The sequence below is a fragment of the Pseudomonas fluorescens genome, assembly GCF_000802965.1.
Classification (GTDB): Bacteria; Pseudomonadota; Gammaproteobacteria; order Pseudomonadales; family Pseudomonadaceae; genus Aquipseudomonas; species Aquipseudomonas fluorescens_A.
In genome coordinates this window covers 40243-63544 of sequence record NZ_JSAK01000040.1, presented here as the reverse complement: position 1 = coordinate 63544, position 23302 = coordinate 40243, and the positions used below count along the sequence as shown (strand labels likewise).

Below are 23302 nucleotides of genomic sequence, written 5' to 3'. Positions count from 1 at the left end.
TTCAAGTCTAAACATACAAGCAGGCTTGCCTGAGAAGAGGTCATCGAACTCCGATAGCGCAGACTTTTCCCTCGTCCACACTCAGTTCCATGTCAGTTGTTAACTTCGCCTTTCAATCGAGCAGCGTCCAAAGACGTGATGCCCCCTATCTGCTCCACCTACAGTATCACGAGGTGTTTGGCGTTTCTGATCGAATGTCTCTGATCAGTACTGCACAAGGGATACCTATATAGTAAATAAATTATTAAATAAGGTATTGGACGGTATGCATACGTAGAATTTAATGTTGTGCTGCCCCCAAAAATGAAGCGTTTTCCTAAATTGGAATAAAAACTGTCGGCTGTCATTATCGGCGCAGGAAAACGGAGATTTTTTACCGCGTTAGCTTTACGCAAGGGTACGCTGGTGAGTTCTTAGAAAATAATTGATCGCTGGAGTATCGCGTTCGCTAGTCTGACATGATTTTCGCAAACCATTTTTCAGTATCTTGATTGGACTTTTCGGTCCAAAAGGCTTCATGGACCTTGTAATCGACTCAGCCAAGCACCTCGAGTGGTCCGACGGTCAGGCCCACTTTGAATACTTTGCGGCTAGCGAGTCAGTTGCTGGTGCTGCAACTTAATAAGAAATCGCTGGCTAAACGAGCCCGGCTAGTTTCCATACAAAAATAATCGGAGACGGAAATGACGAAGCAATTTTGTATTGGCAGGTATTCCTGCACAGCTGCGATTATCGTAACAATTCTGCACGTGGGCACGGTAATGCCAGTAGACGGCATCGCTTTGAGCGGTGGCGGCGTAAAGGCGGCGGGGATGGCAGGTACTTCCTTCGCACTTTTTCAGGATAGTTCTGCGGCGGCTGACAATTCTGTGGGCATGCGGCTAATTGACTCGCGCACCAACTTGGGTGTGCAAGTGATCGAGCCACAGTCAAAATATCAATACGGTAACGCGTCCAAAACCTTCCAAGCCGGTAAAATCTACCCCACACCTGACGGTGGGGACAGCAGGCAAATTGATCCCAGAATAAACTTCGGTGTATCGGTTTTTAACGTCGCCTGCAGTTTTCGGACATGGTCTATCTGTCTGTAACTGTGACTTGGGGCACAGCTCTCCTGATGAAGGATTTCTGATTTTCGACATTCGACGAGACTCTGACGCCTACTGGTTGCATAAACCTATTGGACTTTGGTGGCACCGTTATTCGCCACTATCCGCTTAGTCATGCCAGCATTTTACCTCGGGTTTCCCTCAGATTCGCGGTCGCCTGCGACACCCTAGCCTCTGGCTAACACTTCCCCTTGCCGGGTGTGGTAGTCGAATATGGCGTCTCACCGGTGAATTTAAAAGTGGTCCGCGTTCCTACGGCCAACCCGGGTCACGATGAAACCGCTAAAAAGGGCGGGCACCGTGAATTGAAATATCGCGCCACGAGGCACGTTCTCGCTTGCCCACAATCGACCTCCGTGTGCTTCGATGATCGAACGGCAGATGGACAGCCCCATCCCCAAGCCAGTGGACTTGGTCGTGTAGAAGGGGCCGAAAATTTGCTCGGTGTTGTGTGGGGCAAAGCCTGGCCCCGAATCGCTCACCGCCACGAGTACGCAGCCAGCGTCCGCATTCCCCGTACTGATCAGCAACTCCCGCACACCGTCGCTGACACCGCCCATAGCCTCCGTCGCGTTGATGAGCAAGTTCAGGAGGACTTGTAGCAATTGGACCCGATCGCCTTGAATGAGCGGTAAACCATCCGCCAGATCGACTCGTACCGAGACGCCCTGCTTCCCTGTTTCGCTACGGGTGAGCTCAATCACTTCGCGGATGGCCTTGTTGATGTCCAACGGTTCCTTCACTGGTGGCGCTTTCTTGACCAGTTCACGAATGCGTTCGATCACCTCGGCCGCTCGATTGCCATCGTTGACGATACGGCTGAGCGACTGGCGAACCTCTTCCACGTCCGGCGGCTGGGCGCTCAGCCACCGCAGCGCAGCCTGGGCGTTGGTCACCGTCGCGGCGATGGGTTGCTTGACTTCGTGTGCAATCGAGGCCGCGAGCTGGCCCATCGTGGCGACACGGTTCGCATGGGCTAACTCTGTCTGCACCTCGCGATAGCGTCGCTCGCTTTCCCGGACGTTTTTCTCCGCTTGCTTGCGTTCGGTCAGATCAAGCACGAAAGCAACACCTTCTTTTCTGCGTGCTTCGAACGTCGCTGCACCGACCAGGACAGGCACCTGGCTGCCATCCTTTTTGACAAACACTTTCTCGAAGGGCTCCGCGCGCCCCGTCTCCTCGATCTCTCGTAGCGCTCGTTCGTCGCCCTCGCGCCATTCCGGTGGAGTCAAATTCCTCCAGCTTACGCAACCTGCGTCGAAATCGTCACGTGTGTATTCCACCATGCGAAGAAAGGAGTCATTGGCCTCAAGAATGTCACCCTCGAAATTCCAGATAAAAATCCCAATGATGTTGGCATCGACGAGGCGCCGGATGTTCGCTTCGCGTTCCACCAGCTCGTGGTACAGATGGGCATTCTCCAGGGCAATCGAGGCCTGCGAGGTCACCAGTCTCAGTACGGCGATGCGGGCGGGGGTGAACGCGTGGCTAGTGAGATTGTTTTCGAGGTAAAGCGCGCCAGTGAGCTTCGCCTGATTCATCAAAGGCAAGCAGAGAATGGAACGAGCACAATGTTGAGCAATGTAAGGATCTGCAGCAAACGAGGGATCGGCCGCGGCATCATCGAGGATGACGCTCTCCCGAGTATGCAGGACGTAATAGAGGACAGACTCCGGCAGCAGTGCAGCAGTCACTTGTTCGTCGTGTAGATGCACGACAACCGTTTCGCTGCTTGTCGTCGCCTCGGCGTTTATCCGGTGTTCGCCACCATTCGGAAGTATCAACAGGCCTCGTTCTGCGCCTGCCTGTTCAATCGCCGTACGCATGACCATCTCAATCAGCTTTTCGAGGACGATGTCCCCCGAGACCGCCTGCGACACCTTGATCACAGTGGCGAGATCCAGGTGTTCGACCGGCGTCGCAATTGTGCTCGTTGGACCAGGCACGAACTCTTCCGTTCTAAGGTGCGGATACATCTGCTCCAGTTGCCGCACCTTCCCATCGGCTCGCCAACGCAGGTAACAGTGCCGAGCGTTTTGCAAATATGCCTCAGCGATAACCTCGAATTCGCGCACCGCGTAGAATCGCGCAGCGAGTTCGTTGGCAAGCGCCTCAATGTGCACAAAGCCGTTTGCACGTGCCGAGCGGATGGCCAGTTGGTAAAGATGCATCGCATCAAGTTCACGCCCTTCGATCCGGGCAATCTCTGCGCCCACCAGCGCCGCGCGGTGCTCGAAATTCTCAGGGCAATGCTCAGCCCAGACCTTCTGTTGGCTGTGATGCGCAGCCAGAGCAACCAGGTGCCGTTGTCGTTCGTGGCCTGATACGGAATCGCAACAGGCGGCGTGGGAAAGCGCGCTGTAGAAATGATATTCGGCTTCCTCGAAAAACGAGGCCGTGGTCCATAGCAGCCCTTGCGCCTTGGCTGCAGCATCCATGGCCGCCGCATGGTCACCGGCGATACAGCGCGCCTGCAACTTCCGGATCCAGTACCAGCACGCAGCAATCGCGAGGTCCGGATTTTCTGAAAAACGGCGCTCGATCCGACGTTCATCAAACTGGCTGTCGTCAAGGCATCCGAATGTGGGCGTGAGCCCCCGAAGCGTCCGCATCAACGCGACTTGCGTCGATATGATGTCAACGGCAAGGCCGAACCGCGACTTCACTGCGAACGCGAGGCCTTGTTCAGCTTCGCTTAGCGCCTCGGACAGTGACTCGCCGGAGAAAATAAGGTTCGAGTTCAGGTCGTTGCGCGTGTAGGTTGCATACTGCAGATCACCGACGCGGTTCGCCGCGTCGAAAGCCCGACGCTGTAGATCACGGCAAGCCCTCACGTGTTTCATCCAAGGTACGACAAAAAGCGCGAAGCACACAAACGTTCTCGCTTCGAAGCGTTTTAGCCCGCGCTGTTCGACAAGATCGTAGCCGAGTTGACCGAATCGGAATCCGGCCTTGTAGTCTCCGAAATGCGGCCCTGCGATTCTGATGAGGATGGCATAGGCGAAACAGGACGCATCACAGTTGCCGCGCTCAAGGCTCAGACTGACCGCCTTGCAGATCGTCAGGGAAGCCAGGTTCTCATCGGTATACAACGCCGGCGTCCAGAGCTTCATCAGAACATCGACGGTTACCAGCGACGCCGGATCCTCCATCAGCGGCAAATCAATGAGCGCTTCGATTGCCCGATTTCCAAGCGCAAACGAGATGCGCTCGTATTCGAGTCGTACCTCTTTGTCTTCCGGATGGGGTGACCACTCAATACCGAAATGTCGGAGGCAATTGAGGCCGACACTAATGGCGCGACTACTCTGATCGAGGACCAGGCAAACATCCATGTGCAAGCACGCGATGATTGCTTGTTCGACCGATGTCTTGGCGCGACTTGACAGTGTCACCAATCGCTCTTCTGCGACTGATAACTTGCCAGTCAAAAATTCGCATTCCGCCCGATTCAGCTCCAGCGCGAAGAGCATGTCGTGCTGGCGGTCCCAGCTATCCTGCGCCAACAGCTCCATGCCTAAATTGAGATAGGTAAGTGCCGAGGCATAGGCGGTGGACCCCTTGGCACACTTTCCCGCAATCAGGTTGAGCTCAGCGAGTTGGTCCCGCTCCTCTTGCTGCATGATCAGCGCCGCGCCGCGATTGAGCTGATTGACGATTTCGAATATCGACTCCTCCTGCTTCTCGGCGGGAGTTCGCGATACGAGCAGACGACCGATCCGGAGATGGACCTCAGCGCGTATTGCTATCGGGATCATTGAATAGGCGGCTTCCTGTATACGGTCATGAATAAACTTGTAAGAGCCCTCTAAGCGCTCGACCAGTTCCTGACGAACAGCCTCCCAAAGCACCGCATGTACCTGCCTTTCCGAGGTGGCGAGAACGGTCGACAATATCGTGATCTCGGCGATGTTGCCAAGGCAGGCGAGCTGCTGCAATGCCTGCAGTGTTTCAATGGGTAAGCGGTTCAGTTTGCTCACCATCAGATCCACGACATTGTCGGTGTAACCCTTGGCGCGAATGCGATCAAGATCCCAGGCCCAGCAAGCAGCGTCATGATCGAAGTGGAACATGTCCTCCTCGGCGAGCGAATAGAGAAACTGAATCACGAAGAACGGGTTGCCGGCGGTCTTCTCATGCACCAACTGCGCGAGCGACTCGACGCGAGCCGGTTCGCAGCAGACCGAATCCGCAATCAGCTGCTCAAGGTGTTCGCGGGCAAGCCGTGCAAGCGCGATCTCCCCTACCTTCCCGCCAGCGTCCTTGATGACTTGCAGCTTGCGCATCAACGGATGAGCGGAATCGACCTCATTGTCTCGATACGCACCGATCACCATCAGGTACTGCAGGTCTGACCGTGTCAGCAGATCCTCCAGCAAGTCGAGTGTTGCCGTGTCGAGCCATTGAAGATCATCGAGGAAGAGCGCCAGCGGATGTTCCGGTCGGGCGAAAACGCCAATGAACCGGCGAAACACAAGCTGAAAGCGACTTTGCGCCTGCTGCGGCTCAAGTTCTGGCACCGGCGGCTGGTCACCCGTGATGAGCTTCAGTTCGGGAATTAGGTCAGTCATGAGCCGGGCATTCGGCTCCAAGGCCTTGAGTAACGCACCGCGCCAGCTTGCCAGTTCGTCATCCCGTTTGCCGAGCAGCGGCCGCACCAAGCTCTGGAAAGCCTGCACCAGAGTCGAATAGGGAATGTCACGCTTGTACTGGTCGAACTTGCCGGATGCAAAAAGCCCCCTTGGCGGCACCAGCACCTTATGCAGCTCATTGACGACGGAGGTTTTTCCAATGCCGGAATATCCCGAGACAAGCACGAGTTCCGGTGAGCCGCTTGTCACCACACGGTCAAAGGTTGTGATCAATATTTCGACTTCGCGCTCCCGGCCGTACAGTTTCTCGGGGATCACAAGCCGGTCGGGTATGTCGTGTTCACCAAGCGGGAACTCGTCGATCTGGCGATCACGCTCCCAGCTTGCGAGGCAGCGTTGCAGATCCTGCTCAGCGCCGGCCGCAGTCTGGTAGCGTTCCTCGGCCGTCTTGGCGAGTAGCTTCATGACTATATGGGAGAGCGGAACGGGTACCAGCGTCAACCGCTCGCTGGGCGGCACCGGTTTTCGCGCGATATGGCAATGCACCCATTCCATCGGGTCGACCGCCGAAAAAGGTAGCGCGCCGGTAAGCATTTGGTAGATCACGACGCCGAATGAATAGAGATCGCTACGCGAATCGATGGAACGATTCATTCGACCGGTTTGTTCGGGTGCCATGTAGGCGAGCGTGCCGGCAATGGTTTCGGGCGATTCAGGCGCTTGGTGCTCGCGCGGCAGCCGCGAGGCAATGCCGAAGCCGGTGATCCGAGGCCGTCCGTCCCTGCAGTTCACAAGGATATGGGCAGGCTTGAGATCCTTATGGACGAGGCCGCACTGATGGAGTTGGCCCAGCGCCGCTGCGATGCCTACTGCGAAACGCAAGACCCTCTCCACTTCCATGGGCGCGGCGAGCATCCGCTCGAGCGGTTCACCGCCCGGATCCTCGAGCACTAATATAGTCTGGCCGTCTTCGCACAGAAGCTCTAGTGGCCGCACCGCCCACGCGCTATCGAGCTCATCCTTGAGTCTGAATTCGTGAGCGAGACGATCGAGGCTGGCGGACGTTGGGTAGTCGGCGGCGGGCCGTACAATCAGAACGCTGTCGGCGCCGCCATTGCCCGGGTACCGGCCTCGACAGAAGACGCGCTCGCCATCTTCCCACAAGATTTGAAGGCTTAGGTTGTTAACCATTGGCGCTGAAACCTAGTGAAGTGTCAATCTTGCACACTACTGTAGTCTGCTGCCCGGCGCAGCGCTGAGAGGACGGCTGATTTGTCTGCCAAAACCGGACAGGCTGCGCTCAACCAATCAAACCACGGCGTTTCCGCAGCATCGAGGTTGCAGCAGTAGACAGCACTCTATAGTACACCTCTGCGACCAATAGCACCTGTGGATCAGGTTGCCGTCGGGTGGCTCGCATCGGCCTTAGCCAACGTACGCGCCCGTCAGCAAAGGCAGAGACGCGTGTAGTCAGTCTGGATCGATGGTGGCACCCTCCCCTCAAGGTGTTTTGCGTGAAGTGATTGAGTCTGGTTTTGGACATTTCGCCGGCTGCCGGGGTAATAGGTTCGCGTGCAGTCTAGATACTATAGATCCACCTTTCTCCCAGACCGGCCATCTCCTTTGGTCTGGCGGGCGCTGCGGCGCAGTTCTTGTGGCGTCCGCCCAACGACTCTCACGAAGCAGCGAAGCATGTGATCGGCATCGCCGAATCCGAAGCCCTTGGCGATCTCCTCGAAAGTTTGGTGCCCGTCCTCAACCAGCGGCCGGGATGACTCGATACGAAGGCGTTCGATAGCTTTGGCCGGCGTCACCCCGATAGACGCCGCGAACACACGGCCGAACTGGCGTACGCTCATATGTGCGACGTCTGCCAAGCGTTCAACCGACAGATCGTCACGCAGATGATCACGCGCATAGCTCAGCACTTTGCGGATGCGATCTGAACCAGGGTCGAAATCCAGCAGCGAAGAGAACTGATATTGGCCACCTGCTCGCCGATAGTAGACAACCAGCATGCGCGCGACGGACCGCGCCACCTCCTTGCCCAGGTCCTGCTCGATCATGGCCAGTGCCATGTCAATGCCAGCCGACATACCGGCGGATGTCCAGACATTCCCTTCTTCGGTCCAGATTCGATCTCCGTCCACGCGCAGCGACGGATAGCGTGCTTGCAATTGCGGCGCGTAGTTCCAATGCGTGGTCGCGACACGACCGTCGAGCAGTCCGCTTTCGGCGAGTAGGAAGGCGCCAGTACAGACGCTGGCAGTGCGGCGAGAACGCGGGGACATGTGCCGTATCGCAGCCGCCATCGGCATCATCCTGTCATCGATCGGCGCGGTTGGCGCGCCGACGATGATGAGCGTGTCGAGGCGGTCGACAACCTGCAATGTTTCGGTCGCGACTTGTAATCCGCTTGAGGCGTAGATCAATCCGCCCTCTAGCGAAGCGACCGTGAATCGATAGCTCGAAGGGCGCGCACGATTTGCGTTGGAGAAGGCTTCGAGCGGGCCGCTAAGATCTAGCAATACGAAGCCCGAGTAGACCAAGAAACATATGTGACGCTGCATGAACGGAATGCCCGGAGTCTGGCTGGGAGTCATTAGACGCCCTTCCTGTTTGGAAGGTCAACGGGGTACCGAGCACGCCTGCCACATACAAGTAGCTATGCCTGTCGGCCGAAATACAAGGATAAATGTCCATTTCGTACCGTCTTCTCTCTGTACCGTAAATGCACCACCCACATTGAGGACGTGTAAATGACCTTCAACAGTATTCATCCCAGGAGAATGATCTCCTACGCCACGTTACTGACGGCCATCCTGATGGCGCCCGGTATCGGCTTCGCCGCCGAGAACCCTTACGCCGATCCGGTCAAGCCCTCGCTTCCGGCCTCCAGCTTCCAATGGGATTCAAGTCGAACTGCTCTGGTCGTGATCGACCCGCAGATCGACTTCATGAGCCCGGAGGGTGCGGGCTGGTCGGTCTTCGGTCAGAGCGTTACCGAGCAAAATCTAGTGCCGAATCTGAGCCGCCTTTTCGCGGCATCCAAGAAGGCCGGGACGGCCGTAGCCATCTCGCCGCACTACTACTATCCCCACGATCATAAATGGGAATTTGAGGGGCCGGCGGAGACCGTTCAGCACAAGCTTGGTCTGTTCGATCGCAAGGGTGCCTTGACGCTGGATGGTTTCCGTAACTCGGGTGCCGACTTCATGCAGGAGTTCAAGCCCTTCATTGAAGACGGCAAGACCATCGTCGCATCACCGCACAAATTGTATGGCCCCCAAAGCAACGACCTGATGCTGCAGCTGCGTAAGCAGCGGGTCGACAAGATCATCCTTGCCGGTATGGCCTCCAACCTTTGCGTCGAATCGCACCTTCGCGAGTTTCTGGAGCGTGGATTCGAGGTGGTCGTCGTACGTGACGCTGTCGCCGGACCGAAGCTTCCTGATGGTGACGGATACGGTAGCGCCCTGATCAACTTCCGCTACATCGCCAACGGTGTGATGACTACCGATGAGGTAGTGAAAAAACTGGAAGGGCACTGACCGTGGGTAGGACCCATTTCTCAGCCATTCACGGGAGCCGTTGTGGCTTCTGTGCATGCCGACTGACACGGTGTCACGCAGTGGCTCATCTATTTTTTTAAAAAGGTATGCTCAACTTAAGCCAATAAGCGTTACCGTCAGGACGGTTACGTACCTGAGTTTCATCTTGCCATTTTGCCGTCAAGAACCACCCTTTGTTACTGGTGTACTTGATCGAAGGACCAATGGCCAAACTGCGGCCTTTGTTATCCTCCAGCGTTTGGCCGTTATGCCGGTCGTCGGTGGTCTGCCATAGCGCATAACCGCCGACGCCTATCACCCAGCCGTTACCCAGCCCCCACCCCACCGCGTAATCCATGTGCAGTTCCTGGCCGGAGAGATAATCGGTGGCGTCGTTTTTGCGGTTGAAGTCGTACATGGTTTTGACATCGACATTCAGGCCCTGGGGGTCTACATAAGACAGCGCAATGACGGGCTCGAACACCCAGTAATTACGGCCGGTGTTGGCAAGGTCATTGCGATCGTATTTGCCCGTGGGCGCGATCGTATCGACGGCGAAGGTGACATGCAGCTTCTCGCTGAAGTGGTAGCCCAATGCCGGGGCAAAGATGATGTCGCCTAAACCGCTGTTGCTCTGTGATTGACCATTGAGGCTGACCGTCAAATCCACCAACGGCACGATGATATGAAAGGCCAGGTTGCCGCCGAGAATTTGCTGGTCTGTTACCCAAATCAACCGAGGGGCGACGCAGTCCACTCGTATGTCAAAGTTCACTGGCAACTTCTGGCCATGATTGCCACGAAACGTATCCGCTTCATAATGGGTGACGAAAAGCTGCCCATAAACACCCGGAGGCGGCATCGCGCCGGCCATGTAATTTTCGGCACCCATTGGATAAGACGAACCACCCCTTTCACTGGCATGGGTCAACCCGCCAATCAATGCGATAACAGTGAAACCCGCTAACTTAAACAACAAGCATTGTTTCATAATCAAAACCTTTTTATTATTATTCGGCGAACACGCAGGCAAAGCGAACGACAACATCACAGCGCGCCAGAGTCAGTTTCTTTAACAAGTATCGATAGCGAGGCATGCTGGAACCTCGGCAGTTTTATAAAGCTGCTTTATGCAAATGTCACGTGCAAAAAATGACTTTTACCGACTCTGGCGCGATGGCAGACAAGGCAACAACATTTGTTTGTAGCTGCCGACCGAAGACTCTTTGCCCTTGGATGTAGAGTGTTCGCTTCGGCGCCAGGCCATATTTTACAGGGCTTTGCGATGCATCGATCGGATAGATTACCGAGGCGACAGAGGCAGGCTCTACCAAGCCACCGGGAGCCAGCGGCACCTTATCGTTCGCAAATATGAAACTGTGCGTACAAACTCCAATTGTCAATTAATAACATGGATGTCTCTACACAAGTGCGCCTGCAAAACTGTAATCAAGAGCTGCTCTTGATGATTAATTTAGCGCCTTACAGAATTAACAGCTGACAGTTTTGTCAGTGACTCATTTGGGTAGCGCCCGCTTTCCAATTGTCCAAAACTCTGGACGCTACTTCCACATTAACCGGCTTGTGACTGCATCACCGATGCACTCATGCTTTCAGTACAAACACGTCCAAGACTCTCACACTGGAGGCAGTGCATTGCCGCCAATCTCTATTCAACACCCGTCTAGGTTGATAAAAATGAATCAATTGAATTGCCTGCCGCAGGATTCAGTCATTTGGGGCGTAAACATCGTCGCAGATACCGTTACCCGTCTTGGCGACTACGGTATTTACCGTCCGATCACATTCACGGTAGAGGCCCTGGAGCGCTTGAGCAGGACTTACCTGCAACCGCATATCAAGCAAGGGGTGGGCATCTTTACCGATCTGCCTGCGCATGTGCCCGATGTCGCGGTCCAGGAGGGATTAGCTGCCTGCATTCGTCTGAAAGCCAGTTCGATCATCGCGCTTGGCGGTGGCTCGGTGCTCGACGCGGCCAAGGCGGTGTCGTATTTGCACTTCCAGCAGACGGGCCGTTATCTTCCGATTGCGGCCCTGCCGACGACACTGTCCGGTTCTGAATTTTCGCATTATTTCGGTATCACCGAGACTGACGGCCCAGAGAAATTCAAACGCAGCTATGCGATCCGCGAAACGGTGCCCAAGGTGGTGGTGATCGACCCCATTCTCTTGCTTGATACGCCACGTCCTCTGTTGCTTTCCTCGGCCATCAAAGGCATGGACCATGCGGTAGAAGGGATGCGCCTGGTCGGTACGGATCATCCACACACGATCATGGCGGCAAGCGGATTAGAGCGTTTCTTTACCGTGCTCGAGAAATGGCCCAAAGAGATCGATACGCGCCGCGCCATTACCAACGGACTGGTCACAATCGACGACCTGATGCAGCTTCAGCTTGCCGCCTGGCAGTGTTATTTCTCCCCAGCATCGGTCATTTACGGGCTCAGTCACCGGATCGGTCATATTCTCGGTGGCACCTTCGGGCTGCCTCACAGTGCCACCTCGTGCATCACGCTGGCACCCGTCATTCGTGCGTGCGCCGAGTATTACGGTGCGAAATTCGATGCATTGTCCGAGCCGCAAGGCAACGAATCCGCCGCAGAGCAACTCGCCAACAGGATTGCCAATCTGGTGACCACCCTTGGCCTGCCAAACCGGATCAGTAGCTTCGATGTGGACAAGTCGCAACTGGCGAAAGTCGCCGATTTGCTCAAATCGAATTACCCGAAAGAGGTCGATGATCTGGGCAGCAATGCATCAGCCAAGCTCGATATGCTGCTGGAGAGTCTCTGGTGAGCGGCCTCTCTTCGGACAACCGGGCGCCGGGATTGCGCGAAGCCCGTGATGCGTTGGCGGGCGGGCGCACAAGTGCTTTTACCCTGACACTCCACGCATTGAGCGTCGCCTATGCGAGCCAGCGTGCGGTTAACGCATTCGCTACCATTGCGCGGGACAAGGCACTGGCGGCCGCGGCAGAAAGCGATCGCAAGTACACCATGGGTTGCGCCCGACCGCTCGAGGGCTTGGCGATCGGCGTCAAGGACCTCATCAATACCCAGGGCATCGAAACGCGTTATGGCTCAGCGGCCTACATCGGCAATCTACCGTCGGCAGATGCCGCTATCGTGCGCAGGCTGGTCGAGCAAGGCGCGATAATCATCGGCAAGACGACGACCCACGAATTCGCCTGGGGTGTCACGACGGCCAGCCACGAGTTTGGCAACACGCTTAATCCGCTCGATACACGCTGTATTCCCGGGGGTTCCAGTGGCGGTGCGGCGGCGGCAATTGCATACGGAGCCGTCGCGGCGGGCCTGGGTACCGATACCGGTGGCTCCGTGCGCATTCCGGCCGCTCTGTGCGGAGTGGTCGGCTTCAAACCGACCTTTGGGACATTTTCCACGCAAGGCATCTTTTCGCTGGCGCCCAGCCTGGACCACCCGGGTCTGCTTGGCGCCAGCGTCGACGACATAATTGTACTGGCGGATGCGCTGGGCGTTGCGCTCCAGGGCGGCGAAACTGCCAATTCGCCGCGCTTTGGGGTAATTCGCAACATCGAGCCGGTCCCCTTGAGTGCTGACGTGGCAAAGTCTTTCGAGCATGCCATAGACACCCTGGGCCACACTTACTCATGTGACGAGGTCGACACAGCCGGTCTGTTCGACGGGGCTTTCCAGGCATTCGCCGGCATTGTTCTGACCGAAGGTGGTATTACCCACTTCGCGCACAATGACTGGGACTTCATCACCCGCCATTACGGTGCCGAGACGGTTGACCGACTTGACCGCGCCAGAAACGTTGCCTTGAGCGACTACGCGAACTGGCAGCAAACGAGACGGCAATTCACGGCGAAGCTCAGCCGAGCCATGGCAAACGTCGATTATCTCGTACTGGCGACCTGCCCATGCACCGCGCCACGCGTCGATACATCTACGATGAGCATTGGCACTTGGCAGGGTACAGTTCGCGAAGCGCTGATGACCTACACTGCGCCGTTCAATCTCTCCGGCTTCCCGGCAATCTCGATTCCGTTGCCCCTACACCAGGGCCACCTTCGCGCAGGGTTGCAGATCGTAGCACGCCCCGGGGATGATCGTGGTCTACTACAGGTCGCGCTGAAGCTGGAACGCCTGCTGGCATCGGGCGCAAAGGTTTGAGGGGCTACTCGTCGTCGAAGGTTGTCGCCTTAGGGATCTCGACGGCGAGGAAATCTATCAGCGCCCGTACTGCAGGCAAAAGTCCGGTCCTATAGGGCATTAATGCGGTCATGCGCGCGTCGGCGACCATCCAGCCAGGCAATACGCGCCGCAACTTGCCGGCCTTTAGTTCTGCCCTGCAGATATAACCTGGCAGCGCAGCGATGCCCAGGTTTGCACAGGCTGCCTCCTTGGTTGAAGTCATGTCGTTGCTTTGGAACCTGGGGGTAATGGGTACTGTGATTTCCTTGCCTGAGGTTTCGTTCAACTGCCATTGCGCAGGTCCTCCCCGCACGATCGAAATCGTCGCGTGCTGTGCCAGATCTTCGGGGCTTGCGGGCGCGCCCATCTGTTCCAGGTATTGCGAACCGGCAAACAGGCACCACGGGACCTTCCCAAGCGCGCGCTGTATCAAGGACGAATCCTGCAACGGCGTGATGTGCCCCCGTATCGCCAGGTCAAAGCCTTCACCGACAATATCGACCAGCCTGTCAGTCAGTATTTCGACAATCTGCACTTTAGGATAGCGGGCAAGGAAGACCGGAAGCAGGTCACGCAGCGCGAACTGGGCGATTTCGACGGCGGTGGTGATGCGGATAATGCCGCTGGGTTCGGCAAGCCTTTGTCGCACGGCCTCTTCTGCGACGTCCGAGCTATGCAGCATGGCAATGGCGTGTTGGTAAAATTCGGCGCCAACGTCCGTCATGCTGAATTGACGCGAAGTGCGGTTAATCAGGCGGACGCCGAGATAAGCCTCCAATTCTTGAATCCGGTGACTGAGCGTTGATTTAGGTATGCGCAGGCTGTTACCAGCGGCGGTGAAGCCACCACGGTCGACTACTTGAACGAAGTAATAAACGTCCTTCAAATCCAGCATCTGGGTTCTAGCCTGAATAGAATCATGGTGGCGTGTGTCCTGAGCAATAATGTCGTGAAATTAAGCATAGGCACTGGAAGCACAAGTTTAGCCGTACGCCGCCACATGATAATGCACCGCAACTTCCGTGAGTACGAGAGATCGTTCACTTTTTTGGAACCTACCGTACAAGACCACCAACTTCTAAAGCCCTGCGAACAAATCTAATATTCCTTTATCTCCAAACAATATCCATTGCGCCGAGTTTTATTAAAGTCGCGTGCCGACTGTGCTTGCTGACAAGTGGCACTCACCCGAGGTCGTTGATGGGCGTGAAAACAACCAGGAGCATAGAAGTGAACGATACCTTTAACCTTGAAAAGCACGAGCCGAGCATCACTCCGACCGGGCAAACGCCCTACAGCGCGTGGATCCAGACCGACGCGCTGCACTCCCTCCAACGTACAGTCAGCGATCATCCTGGCGAGCATGCCTGGATCGCTCACGTGCAAGTATCCGAACTTTACTGGATGCTCATCATCAAGGAATTCCAGACCGCGCAAAGGCAATTACGCGCCGATGATTTGCCCCAGGCCTACCGAACGATGCTGCGCGTGGTTGAACATCAAAAAGTGATTGACGCGACTTGGGGCTCGATCGCCTGGATGACCCCAAACGACTTGCTGGCCATCCTTTCGCGTGCCGCTGCCACTTATGGCAAAGACACAGCACTGCAAGGGTGGACGTATCGGCATATGGTGTATCTGCTTGGGATCAAGCAAGCCGTGCATCTGCAACATTTCATGCCTCAACCCGAGCGCTGGGCACAACTTGAAAAGGCACTGGCTGAACCAAGCATCTATGACGATGTGCTGGCCTATTTGAGCCGCCGCGGCATGAATGTGCCAAAAGCGGTGCTCGAACGCGATCTGAGCGCGCCCTACTCCGCCAGCAAAGAAATCGAGCAGGTTTGGCGTAATATCTACGCGAGCTCCGACACGAACATCGAACTCCAACAGCTCGGCGAGTCGCTCGCCGATATCGCCGAGGGGTTCAGCAACTGGAAGTATCGCCACTTGATGGCAACACGCCGAACCTTCGGCGCACGGCCTGCCTACTTTGGTACCGAAGGCGTCGCATGGCTGGTGCCCACGCTGGATGAAATTCCGTTCCCGGAACTTTGGTCGGCACGCACCTTCATCGGCGATCCGCCACTGGTTTGTCCGCACACGGCCAAGCACGGGAGCTGACGACCCGCTAGCGGAGTCGACGTGCTCCCATGTTGTTCATCAAAAGTGCCCCGCTGAGCCGCAGCCTAAGCTCGGCGGGCCACCAGTGCATTCAGGTAGCTAGAGGGCGGCAGCGAGTCGATCGAAGCCAGGATGGCTTCTTTGCACAGGGAGGGCCGCTTGGTAAGCGCATCGACATACCGCGCGACGTTGGGAAGCTCATCCCACAGGGATGCCAGCCCGAGATACGCCAAGCGAACAAGGTTGACGCCCCAGACGACATCGCCAAGCGAGAAGGAGTTACCGTCCGGACAGGGGAATGATTTCTCGGCCAGTGCATGATCGAGCTCCATCAACAAATTCGCCACGTGCTTGCGAGCGGCCCGTTGAAACTCCGCGTCATGGCATACCATCTTGCCGCCGCTTTCCTTTGCGATCTTGGCGCGATAGGCGGCGACTAGAGCAGGCTCGCCAGCGTTGGAGGCGGCCAAAGCCTCTAGCGCAATGATTTTGCAGTCGTAAACTGTTTCCATCACCGACTTGAGAATATCTGGCCGCCTGTCGTCATCCGGATGGAAGCCGTAGAGCAGTGCTCCATTCGGAATTCTGTCGACAATGTCCACTTGGCGCATCACCTCGGCGCGTGCTTGCGCCTCATCGCACAACAGCTGAACCGGCTCACGTGACACAGTATCGAGATAGCAACATATTCGTTTGGAGTCCACGATCACCCGACCGGCCTCATAATCAATGAGCAACGGCACAACACAGGGATCAAAGCCTTCCGTTTCGACCGACGTCCGCCCACTGTAACGGGTGACGAAATCCTGGTTCAGCTCTCGGCTTGCGATCAAACGTAAACGGACATAGGCGGGACTGTAATGTTCCGCCGGGATTATCCCGTCAACACCCATCGCACACAGAATGATCATGTCATTCGAACGGTAGGATAACCCCTTCTCAAAAAGAACCGACCGCACCTTTTGCGAGCACAGCGAGCTCGCAGCATGGAACAGTTCGAAGCGCGGGGCCGGATCACCACCCACCAAGGTGATGCGAGCTTGGTCGACAATGGCAGCGCGAGCGGCGGCCGCCATTTTCATCAATTGCTCATTACTCACCATTACATCTGTATTATCAACACGCACAAATGATACTCCTTCGATCTAAGCAACGTTTTTTATAAAAGCTCTGCCTATAAAGTTATTACTTGATAAACGCGGTTCTGAAGTTAAAAGGACGATATGATTACTTCAGGCGCTGGCCCCGAAGAGAGTGCCGGTTATCTGTTGGGACCACGTTTCTCTGGAGTGAACATGTTGCGACTCTATGACAGTCGGTTCTCGGGGAACTCGTGGAAAGTACGCATACTGCTTAATCAGCTCGGGATACCGTACGAACGCATCACCCTGGATTTGGCCAAAGGTGAAGCAGCAAGTCCTGCGTTCAAGAAGATCGGCCGTTTCGCTCGAGTCCCCGTACTGCAACTTGACGACGGCAGGACCATCGTCGAGTCCGCTGCCATCCTGTTCTACCTGGCGCACGACAGCCGCTACCTTCCTGACGATCCCTATCTGCGCGCTGAAATATTCAGCTGGCTGTCATTCGAGCAGGCGGATCTGCAAAAGCCGCTTGCCCTGTGCCGCGTGTACCACCTGAGGGGTGTCGCTGATTCCATGGCACAGCAGATCCAGCAATTTCACGCCGACGGTTACCCCGCGCTGGAAAAGCTCGAGCAATGGCTATCCGGGCGCAACTGGCTTGTCGGCGACGCCTATACCGTGGCCGATCTAGGGGTATTTGGTTATGTCTCGCTGGCAACCGAGGGTGGATTCGACATGGACAAATTCCCGTCCATTCAACGATGGATAACACGGATCAAAGACCAGCCAGGATGGATCGATCTCATGCCGGTTGAAAAGTGAGGCGCCTGCAGTCGCTTCACTTAATAGAGGGATGAGCTTGGCTGTTCGACTCAGGCCGCTTCAGTGATTCGTTGTGGGCACCGCAATGACCTAGCGACAGAGGCGACTCGGCGGCCCTGGTATTGCGCGACTGCAAGATGGTCAGAATCCGGCATCACGGTATCGTGATCCGACACATGGGTTGCGCCATACGGCGTACCGGCCTTGAACATCGCCGGGTCAGCGTACCCGAGCGGCACGATGATGAGGCCGAGATGGGCCATCGGGCCATAGATCGACAGGAGGGTCGATTCGTTGCCGCCATGTTTTGAGGATGTCGCGCCAAACACTGAGCCCACTTTCCCATTGAGCTTGCCTGCAAACCACAAGCCGCCGAGGCTATCGATATACGCTTTCAGCTCCGAGGCGATGGAACCAAACCGCGTTGGTGTACCGAAGATGATGGCGTCGGCCCATTCAGCGTCAGCTTCGGTCGGCCTTTCGTACTTCTCATTCATGGCCTCTGCACTATCGAGCCAGCCGGGTGCTTGCAGCATGACTTCGTGGCTGACCAGTTCCCGAGCCCGGCGCAGCCGAACTTCGGCGTCTTGCGCGATCGCGCCTTGGGCAATCGCGTTGGCGAGAATTTCCGTGGAACCTGCACGAGAGTAAAAAACAATCAGAACTTTGGGTTTTGACATGATGGAACCTTTGTTTTACGGGGTGTGAACCGCGACGCTAAGCCGGCGTCGCGGGCGTGTTGGCAGTTGCGTTGCCGAGGTCTAGACAGAAATCGGCTCCAGCCGGGCGAGCAATTCGTCCTTGCGCTCGCTGAGCCACGCTGGGAGCTGGAACTCTGAACCAAGCTGGTCTTGCGGTTCGTCGATGGCAAAGCCGATGTCGGTGGTGGCCGCCTCGAACATCACCCCACCCGGCATTTTGAAATACATGGAACGGAAGTAATTCCGATGCACTGATTCGGAGGTATCGATATGCCCCATCGCCATCAACTTTTCTTTCAACGCCATTTGCTGCTCGACGTTATCCACGGCAAAAGCGACGTGATGGATTGTGCCTTCCCCGTAGATTGACGAGCCTTGCAAGCGATCGGGTTCATGCTGGAACTCGACGATGGTTCCCGGTGCACCACTGGCTGTTTCAAAACGGTGATAAGGGCCATCTTCAGCTGCATGGCGGAATCCAAGAGCGTCCTTCATAAAGATGATTGATTCAGCCACTTCGCGCAGCGACAGCGTGATGCTGTGCACACCACGGATGGCGAACTCTTCTGGAATGTCACTGGAGATGCACGGTGGACGGGTGTCCTGATCAGTGGCTACCAGATCGAACTCGATGCCGCACGGATGCTGAAAGCGCTGGCGCGTTTCGCCGAAACGCGACACCACTTCCTGATCAAACGGGACGCCTTTTGCGGCGAAACGGGCTCGCCAGAAGTCCAGGGAATGTTTGGGAACGGAATAGTTGATGACCCTGATCTGACCAGAACCCGGGCGAGCTTTCACGCCCCTTTGCTTGAATGGGAAAGACGTCACAAGCGTACCCACATCCCCTTGGGAGTTACCGTAATACAAATGGTAGATGGGTTCGTCACCATCAAGCAGGACCGTCTTCTTGATTAGGCTCTGGCCCAGCAGCTTCACGTAGAAGTCAACATCCTCTTGCGCGCCGGCGACGCCGACAGTCAGATGGTGAAAGCCTTTTATGGTTGTCATGTAGCTCTCCAGTTTTGTTTGGTCGAGCAAGGCCGCCACGGCTGTCAGCGCGGCTGGCGATTGCCTGGGAATTGCTGAAGCTATTCGTGGACGAAGGTGGTGAACTCTTCCATCTGCACCTTGGTCATACTCATCTGGTTCTCTGCCAGGCTGTTGTCGGCCCAGCCCAGAGACATGCCCGCTACAATCATTTGATCGTCGGGAAGGTTGAGTTCAGTGCGCAGCACTGGGTGCTGCAGGGACCAGATTTGTTGAGGGCAGGTATCGAGACCACGGCCCTTGGCTGCCAGCATGACGTTCTGGAGAAAGCAGCCATAGCAAATGAAACTGGCCCATTCCAGACGGCGATCCATCGTGAAAATGATACCCACCGGTGCGTCGAAAAAACGGAACTGGCGCTCGACGTCTCTACGCCGCCCGGATACGTCGCTTCGGCAGCAGCCTTGAGCGTCGCCCAGTTGACCGCGAAAGGAATTGAAACGGGTCGCATAGGGCTCATGTAGCGGCTGAGGAAAGAAGGAATATTCCGGTGCTAGGCCATCGGGCGCTGCGCGGTACGCCTCCACTGCGGCCGTGGTAATACGCTCGCGCGCCTCACCGGTTATCACATAACAGCGCCACGGCTGGCTGTTACTCGAACTGGGCGCATACTTTGCCGCTGAAAGGATGTCCTTCACCATTTCCATCGACACTGGTTGATCCAGAAAACCACGCTTGGTACGGCGTTCGCGTATCAGATCATCAATGAACGGGCTGGTTGGCATCGTTCTCGTCTCCTTATTATTAGATTGGTGTCTAAGTTATTTCGGTTTTATTTGCGTCCAATATCTTCCCGTTTCTGTTGACTTCCCTAGACGTAGCTAAAGCATATGAGCCTTCATGTATGCTGAGAAGGCGCTGGGTTTGTACGTTGGGTTCCGAATTGTCGAACGATGAATCCCGCTATTTCCTCTTTGATCGGCGAATTCCGTGATATGGCTTCTACAGCTCAATTCCCTTGACTGAATCAAACTTCGGGTTCCAACTAGATCCTCAATTTGAATTACTGGCGTTGCGGCAAAACCCAACATGCCCCACGGGTGGGCACGAGTGGATGCTCGCCAATGGTTACTTCCGGGCCAAGATGGCCTAGGAGAAGCTGATCGAGGACTCGGTGTGACCCACTTCGAGGCATGGCTCAAGCGTTGTGACTCTGCGCGCTAATCGGTGGGCCGACAGTTGGCGACCGCGCTTCAGATAGCCACCTACCCGCCTCTACCTCCCTGTCGGCGACATCAGCCGTCTTCCAGGCATTTCAAAAGAGGATATCCAAATGCAAATCCATCATCTTTTCGCCCTGCTGGCCTTTGTGTGCACTGGGCTAGTCATGGCTCAGGACAAGGCAGTATCCGCGCCCGTCCCGACCGTCAATAAAGTAATGGTCCAACCACTTCCCGAGTACCCCGGAAAGGAAGCGCTAATGCTCACGGTGGAGTATCCGCCCGGCGGTGCCGATCCGGTTCATCGTCATGATGCCCATGGCTTTATCTACGTACTCGAAGGCTCCATCGTCATGGCAGTGGCTGGCGGTAAGGAAGTCACGCTGACACCTGGGCAAAGCTTCCATGAAGGACCAGAAGACGTGCACACGGTTGGACGCAATGCCAGCCAGGACAAGCCCGCAAAGTTTGTGGTCTTCCTTCTGAAGGATGCAAATAAGCCCGCTTTCATCCCAGTCAAGTGACTGGAATTACCCAAAGACATTAGACCGAAAGCCGACGACGCCCTGTTAGTTGAAGAAAGGCTCGCCGGCATGTAGTGCTGGTGGGCCACCGAGTGGAACTTGAGGGGCTGTGCGCATCCGGTGCAGAGCGTTTGGTTTGGTGCAGTTCTCTTGTGCATTTTGAGGCTGTATTGCGTTTGCAGTCGTATCATTCCGCCGACTTTCATTGATTTTCGCCCCGAAACGATCAGCAGGTGGGCCAAATACCAGGCAGGTTATCGAGACGTAGACACTAAGGCTGTAGGTCAGCAGAGATCCGATTACCAGCATCGCCATTGCGCATATAACCAAGTGGCCGGCCAGTTTCAGGACGCGTCGCGGTGATTCTAAGAAAGCGAACATAGATAGCTCTCAAAAGAAGTTGTAGCGTCGCTCGGCGGGAGCCCGTCATGCTGTCACGGACGCTACGTTCAGGTTGGATTTTCAAGCCACGGGAATCATCGGGTCAGCTGCTGCCAGGGCGGTGGCCCGATCAGCTGCTGGCGGGTAGATCCACTGCGTGTTGATCTGCGTCTTGAGTTCCTTGGCCGATTCCTTGACCAACTTGAGCTGGCGATCCCAGCCTTCTGTAAACACCGCACCCCAAGTACCCAGATCGAGGCAGGTCGCATACTTGGGCTGACGATAGGGGGTGGGCGCAACACCTAGCAGGTCCGCAGCGACATTATTGCCGGCGTGACGGCCTAGAGAGATCGCATGCTGGCAGGACATGGCTGCGAAGTTGCCGAGGTCGTCGGTGGCGGCATAGGCGACGTCCCCAGCAGCGTAGACATGTTCCTGGCCTAATACCTTCAGATTCTCATCGACGTGCAAGCGACCTAGGACATCGCGCACACTGGACACCTGTTCGGTCAGCGGGCTGGCGCGAAAACCGACGGTCCAAATTACTGTTTGACTTTCGATTTGGCGACCGTCGGCGAGGGTCACGCCATAGGCATCCACCGCTGTCACACTGGTGTTGAGCACCCATTCGATACCCAGGTGTTCGGAGGCCGCGATGATCGACGGACTAATCCCATCTCCCATAGACGCGCCGATCTCAGGTCCACGGTCGATGATGATCACGCGGATATCCTGGTCGGTACCGAGCACGGCACGCAGGCGTGCCGGCATTTCGGTGCCGGTCTCGATACCGGTAAAGCCGCCGCCTACGACCACTACGGTATTGCGGGCAACGCTCTCGGGCCGATGCTTGAGGGATTTCAGGTGACTTTCTAAGCGCACAGCCGTCTCGATCTGGTCGACATCGAAGGCGTGGGTCTCAAGGCCCAGTACCTTAGGTCGGGCCAACTGGCTGCCGGCTGCAATTACCAGGCGGTCGTAGCTCAGGGCGCCTTGACGGCCAGTCTCATCGCGGTAGGCAACGGTCCTTGCCTGTTCATCGATGCGCACGGCTGCACCTTTGACAAAGCGCACGCCCACCGATTCGAACAACCCGCCCAGGGGGGCGAACATTTTGTGCACATCGGTTTCGTAGAAACGGGGGCGTATGCGCAATTCCGCTTGGGGCGCCAGCAGGGTGATTTCCACGTCAATACGACTGTACATGTCCAGCAGGCGGGCGGCGCTCAATGCACTCCATACACCACCGAAACCCGCGCCAATCACAAGAATTTGTTGCTTCATGATGTGTTCCTCAGAAGAAGTGGACAGCAATCTTGAATTTATTTTTCAAGCTTCATGGGACGATAACCCGGCACCAACAAAATGAAGGGACCTTTACTCGTTACAGCGAGTCGTCGGCTGTGAGTTCATGTTATTGATGGATTCGTCCAAGCGCACTGCTACTTCGGTTCAGCGAAACCATACGTCAGTGGTAGGCATATATACGAAGGTGCATGCCGAGTGCAGCGAGAAATTCCAGAGTGCGCTCATCAGTGCCGTTGGCCTAGGGCGGTTTCGATGTAGCTCAGCAGCCTGTTAGCATCACAGGGTTTTTGTAGGCAGGTAACCAAAGTCGGAGTATCGGCGCCAAGGCGTGGGGCCATTCCTAGATAAGCGGTGATGAATATAGTGGGGATGTGGAAGTCCTTCGCAACGAGCTGCTCATGCATCTCTACACCGCTCATTCCCGGCATCTGGATATCGGAAATCAGGCATTGTATTTCAGCGGGGTTGTTCCCGTTGAGAAACTCCAGTGCGCTGCAATACGTTCGAACTTCATAACCGCTGGACCGCAACAAGCTTTCCAAGGCTGTCCGAATGGAGTCGTCATCATCGACAACTGCAATAATCGTCGCATTGCGTATTTGAGTGTCTGGGATCATTTGGGTCGTTCGTGTTTGCGCCTGTTTTTATTACAACATACGCGGTCTTATAGCGTAGAGAAGTATACCTATGTATAGCTCG

Annotated in this window: 17 protein-coding genes; 7 read left to right on the top strand and 10 right to left on the bottom strand. The window is 56.0% G+C overall.

Annotated features, from left to right (window positions below; all coding sequences use genetic code 11):
• The first annotated feature begins 683 nt into the window (after positions 1 to 683).
• A complete protein-coding gene (locus NL64_RS27605; RefSeq protein WP_034151226.1) occupies positions 684 to 1091 on the top strand; it encodes a hypothetical protein in 408 nt (135 codons plus the stop codon).
• A 251-nt stretch (positions 1092 to 1342) separates the two neighbouring features.
• Here NL64_RS27605 and NL64_RS27600 read toward each other — a convergent pair whose 3' ends face one another.
• Together NL64_RS27600 and NL64_RS27595 are read right to left on the bottom strand one after the other, a co-directional pair.
• Positions 1343 to 6892, bottom strand: coding sequence for a trifunctional serine/threonine-protein kinase/ATP-binding protein/sensor histidine kinase (locus tag NL64_RS27600; protein WP_052321326.1), 5550 nt, complete (start codon positions 6890 to 6892; stop codon positions 1343 to 1345).
• A gap of 395 nt (positions 6893 to 7287) precedes the next feature.
• Positions 7288 to 8304: a GlxA family transcriptional regulator gene (locus tag NL64_RS27595; protein ID WP_253277129.1), complete on the bottom strand. Its 1017-nt coding sequence runs from the start codon at positions 8302 to 8304 to the stop codon at positions 7288 to 7290.
• Positions 8305 to 8460: 156 nt separating this feature from the next.
• On the opposite strand from NL64_RS27595, the gene NL64_RS27590 reads away from it, so the two are divergent.
• Positions 8461 to 9252, top strand: coding sequence for a cysteine hydrolase (locus tag NL64_RS27590; protein ID WP_172668712.1), 792 nt, complete (start codon positions 8461 to 8463; stop codon positions 9250 to 9252).
• 97 nt (positions 9253 to 9349) lie between these two features.
• Here NL64_RS27590 and NL64_RS27585 read toward each other — a convergent pair whose 3' ends face one another.
• Positions 9350 to 10243 carry a SphA family protein gene (locus NL64_RS27585; protein ID WP_052321325.1) on the bottom strand — a complete coding sequence of 298 codons (894 nt, stop codon included), beginning with the start codon at positions 10241 to 10243 and terminating at the stop codon, positions 9350 to 9352.
• 707 nt (positions 10244 to 10950) lie between these two features.
• On the opposite strand from NL64_RS27585, the gene NL64_RS27580 reads away from it, so the two are divergent.
• Complete coding sequence (locus NL64_RS27580) at positions 10951 to 12069, top strand: iron-containing alcohol dehydrogenase (RefSeq protein ID WP_034151225.1); 1119 nt, start codon at positions 10951 to 10953, stop codon at positions 12067 to 12069.
• Positions 12066 to 13430, top strand: coding sequence for an amidase (locus NL64_RS27575; protein ID WP_034151224.1), 1365 nt, complete (start codon positions 12066 to 12068; stop codon positions 13428 to 13430). Before NL64_RS27580 ends, NL64_RS27575 begins: the two co-directional genes overlap by 4 nt.
• A 4-nt stretch (positions 13431 to 13434) precedes the next feature.
• Here NL64_RS27575 and NL64_RS27570 read toward each other — a convergent pair whose 3' ends face one another.
• Positions 13435 to 14346: a LysR substrate-binding domain-containing protein gene (locus tag NL64_RS27570; protein ID WP_034151223.1), complete on the bottom strand. Its 912-nt coding sequence runs from the start codon at positions 14344 to 14346 to the stop codon at positions 13435 to 13437.
• A gap of 335 nt (positions 14347 to 14681) precedes the next feature.
• Here NL64_RS27570 and NL64_RS27565 point away from each other — a divergent pair, with 335 nt between their 5' ends.
• Positions 14682 to 15575 carry a tryptophan 2,3-dioxygenase gene (locus NL64_RS27565; RefSeq protein WP_034151222.1) on the top strand — a complete coding sequence of 298 codons (894 nt, stop codon included), beginning with the start codon at positions 14682 to 14684 and terminating at the stop codon, positions 15573 to 15575.
• 65 nt (positions 15576 to 15640) lie between these two features.
• Here the strand turns inward: NL64_RS27565 and NL64_RS27560 are convergent, their stop codons facing one another.
• Positions 15641 to 16702: a glutathione S-transferase family protein gene (locus tag NL64_RS27560; RefSeq protein WP_216594589.1), complete on the bottom strand. Its 1062-nt coding sequence runs from the start codon at positions 16700 to 16702 to the stop codon at positions 15641 to 15643.
• A gap of 168 nt (positions 16703 to 16870) precedes the next feature.
• Between NL64_RS27560 and NL64_RS27555 the strand changes: the two genes are divergently transcribed.
• Positions 16871 to 17479: a glutathione S-transferase family protein gene (locus NL64_RS27555; protein WP_034151220.1), complete on the top strand. Its 609-nt coding sequence runs from the start codon at positions 16871 to 16873 to the stop codon at positions 17477 to 17479.
• 50 nt (positions 17480 to 17529) lie between these two features.
• Here NL64_RS27555 and wrbA read toward each other — a convergent pair whose 3' ends face one another.
• The 3 genes from wrbA to NL64_RS27540 form a co-directional block, all read right to left on the bottom strand.
• On the bottom strand, positions 17530 to 18159 hold the full coding sequence (wrbA, locus tag NL64_RS27550) for an NAD(P)H:quinone oxidoreductase (protein WP_034151219.1): 630 nt from the start codon (positions 18157 to 18159) through the stop codon (positions 17530 to 17532).
• A gap of 81 nt (positions 18160 to 18240) precedes the next feature.
• Entirely contained in the window at positions 18241 to 19191 is a 951-nt protein-coding gene (locus tag NL64_RS27545) for a ring-cleaving dioxygenase (protein ID WP_034151218.1), read from the bottom strand.
• A gap of 80 nt (positions 19192 to 19271) precedes the next feature.
• Positions 19272 to 19955: a nitroreductase gene (locus tag NL64_RS27540; RefSeq protein ID WP_034151217.1), complete on the bottom strand. Its 684-nt coding sequence runs from the start codon at positions 19953 to 19955 to the stop codon at positions 19272 to 19274.
• Between the two features lie 548 nt (positions 19956 to 20503).
• Between NL64_RS27540 and NL64_RS27535 the strand changes: the two genes are divergently transcribed.
• Positions 20504 to 20914 (top strand): cupin domain-containing protein, encoded by a 411-nt coding sequence (locus tag NL64_RS27535; RefSeq protein ID WP_034151216.1) that lies wholly within the window; start codon positions 20504 to 20506, stop codon positions 20912 to 20914.
• Positions 20915 to 21376: 462 nt separating this feature from the next.
• On the opposite strand, the gene NL64_RS27530 is transcribed toward NL64_RS27535, so the two are convergent.
• Both NL64_RS27530 and NL64_RS27525 read right to left on the bottom strand, forming a co-directional pair.
• The gene (locus NL64_RS27530; protein WP_034151215.1) at positions 21377 to 22579 is read right to left on the bottom strand and encodes an NAD(P)/FAD-dependent oxidoreductase; all 1203 of its coding nucleotides are present in this window, start codon (positions 22577 to 22579) and stop codon (positions 21377 to 21379) included.
• A 248-nt stretch (positions 22580 to 22827) separates the two neighbouring features.
• Positions 22828 to 23220 carry a response regulator transcription factor gene (locus NL64_RS27525; protein ID WP_034151214.1) on the bottom strand — a complete coding sequence of 131 codons (393 nt, stop codon included), beginning with the start codon at positions 23218 to 23220 and terminating at the stop codon, positions 22828 to 22830.
• Between the last annotated feature and the right edge of the window lie 82 nt (positions 23221 to 23302).

Bases quoted from the DNA above. Each gene is read 5' to 3' on its own strand.
- NL64_RS27540 (WP_034151217.1), bottom strand. From the start codon at position 19,955: ATGCCAACCAGCCCGTTCATTGATGATCTGATACGCGAACGCCGTACC.
- NL64_RS27570 (WP_034151223.1), bottom strand. From the start codon at position 14,346: ATGCTGGATTTGAAGGACGTTTATTACTTCGTTCAAGTAGTCGACCGT.
- wrbA (WP_034151219.1), bottom strand. From the start codon at position 18,159: ATGTCAAAACCCAAAGTTCTGATTGTTTTTTACTCTCGTGCAGGTTCC.
- NL64_RS27530 (WP_034151215.1), bottom strand. From the start codon at position 22,579: ATGAAGCAACAAATTCTTGTGATTGGCGCGGGTTTCGGTGGTGTATGG.
- NL64_RS27590 (WP_172668712.1), top strand. From the start codon at position 8,461: ATGACCTTCAACAGTATTCATCCCAGGAGAATGATCTCCTACGCCACG.
- NL64_RS27605 (WP_034151226.1), top strand. From the start codon at position 684: ATGACGAAGCAATTTTGTATTGGCAGGTATTCCTGCACAGCTGCGATT.
- NL64_RS27595 (WP_253277129.1), bottom strand. From the start codon at position 8,304: ATGACTCCCAGCCAGACTCCGGGCATTCCGTTCATGCAGCGTCACATA.
- NL64_RS27585 (WP_052321325.1), bottom strand. From the start codon at position 10,243: ATGAAACAATGCTTGTTGTTTAAGTTAGCGGGTTTCACTGTTATCGCA.
- NL64_RS27580 (WP_034151225.1), top strand. From the start codon at position 10,951: ATGAATCAATTGAATTGCCTGCCGCAGGATTCAGTCATTTGGGGCGTA.
- NL64_RS27525 (WP_034151214.1), bottom strand. From the start codon at position 23,220: ATGATCCCAGACACTCAAATACGCAATGCGACGATTATTGCAGTTGTC.
- NL64_RS27535 (WP_034151216.1), top strand. From the start codon at position 20,504: ATGCAAATCCATCATCTTTTCGCCCTGCTGGCCTTTGTGTGCACTGGG.
- NL64_RS27545 (WP_034151218.1), bottom strand. From the start codon at position 19,191: ATGACAACCATAAAAGGCTTTCACCATCTGACTGTCGGCGTCGCCGGC.
- NL64_RS27600 (WP_052321326.1), bottom strand. From the start codon at position 6,892: ATGGTTAACAACCTAAGCCTTCAAATCTTGTGGGAAGATGGCGAGCGC.
- NL64_RS27555 (WP_034151220.1), top strand. From the start codon at position 16,871: ATGTTGCGACTCTATGACAGTCGGTTCTCGGGGAACTCGTGGAAAGTA.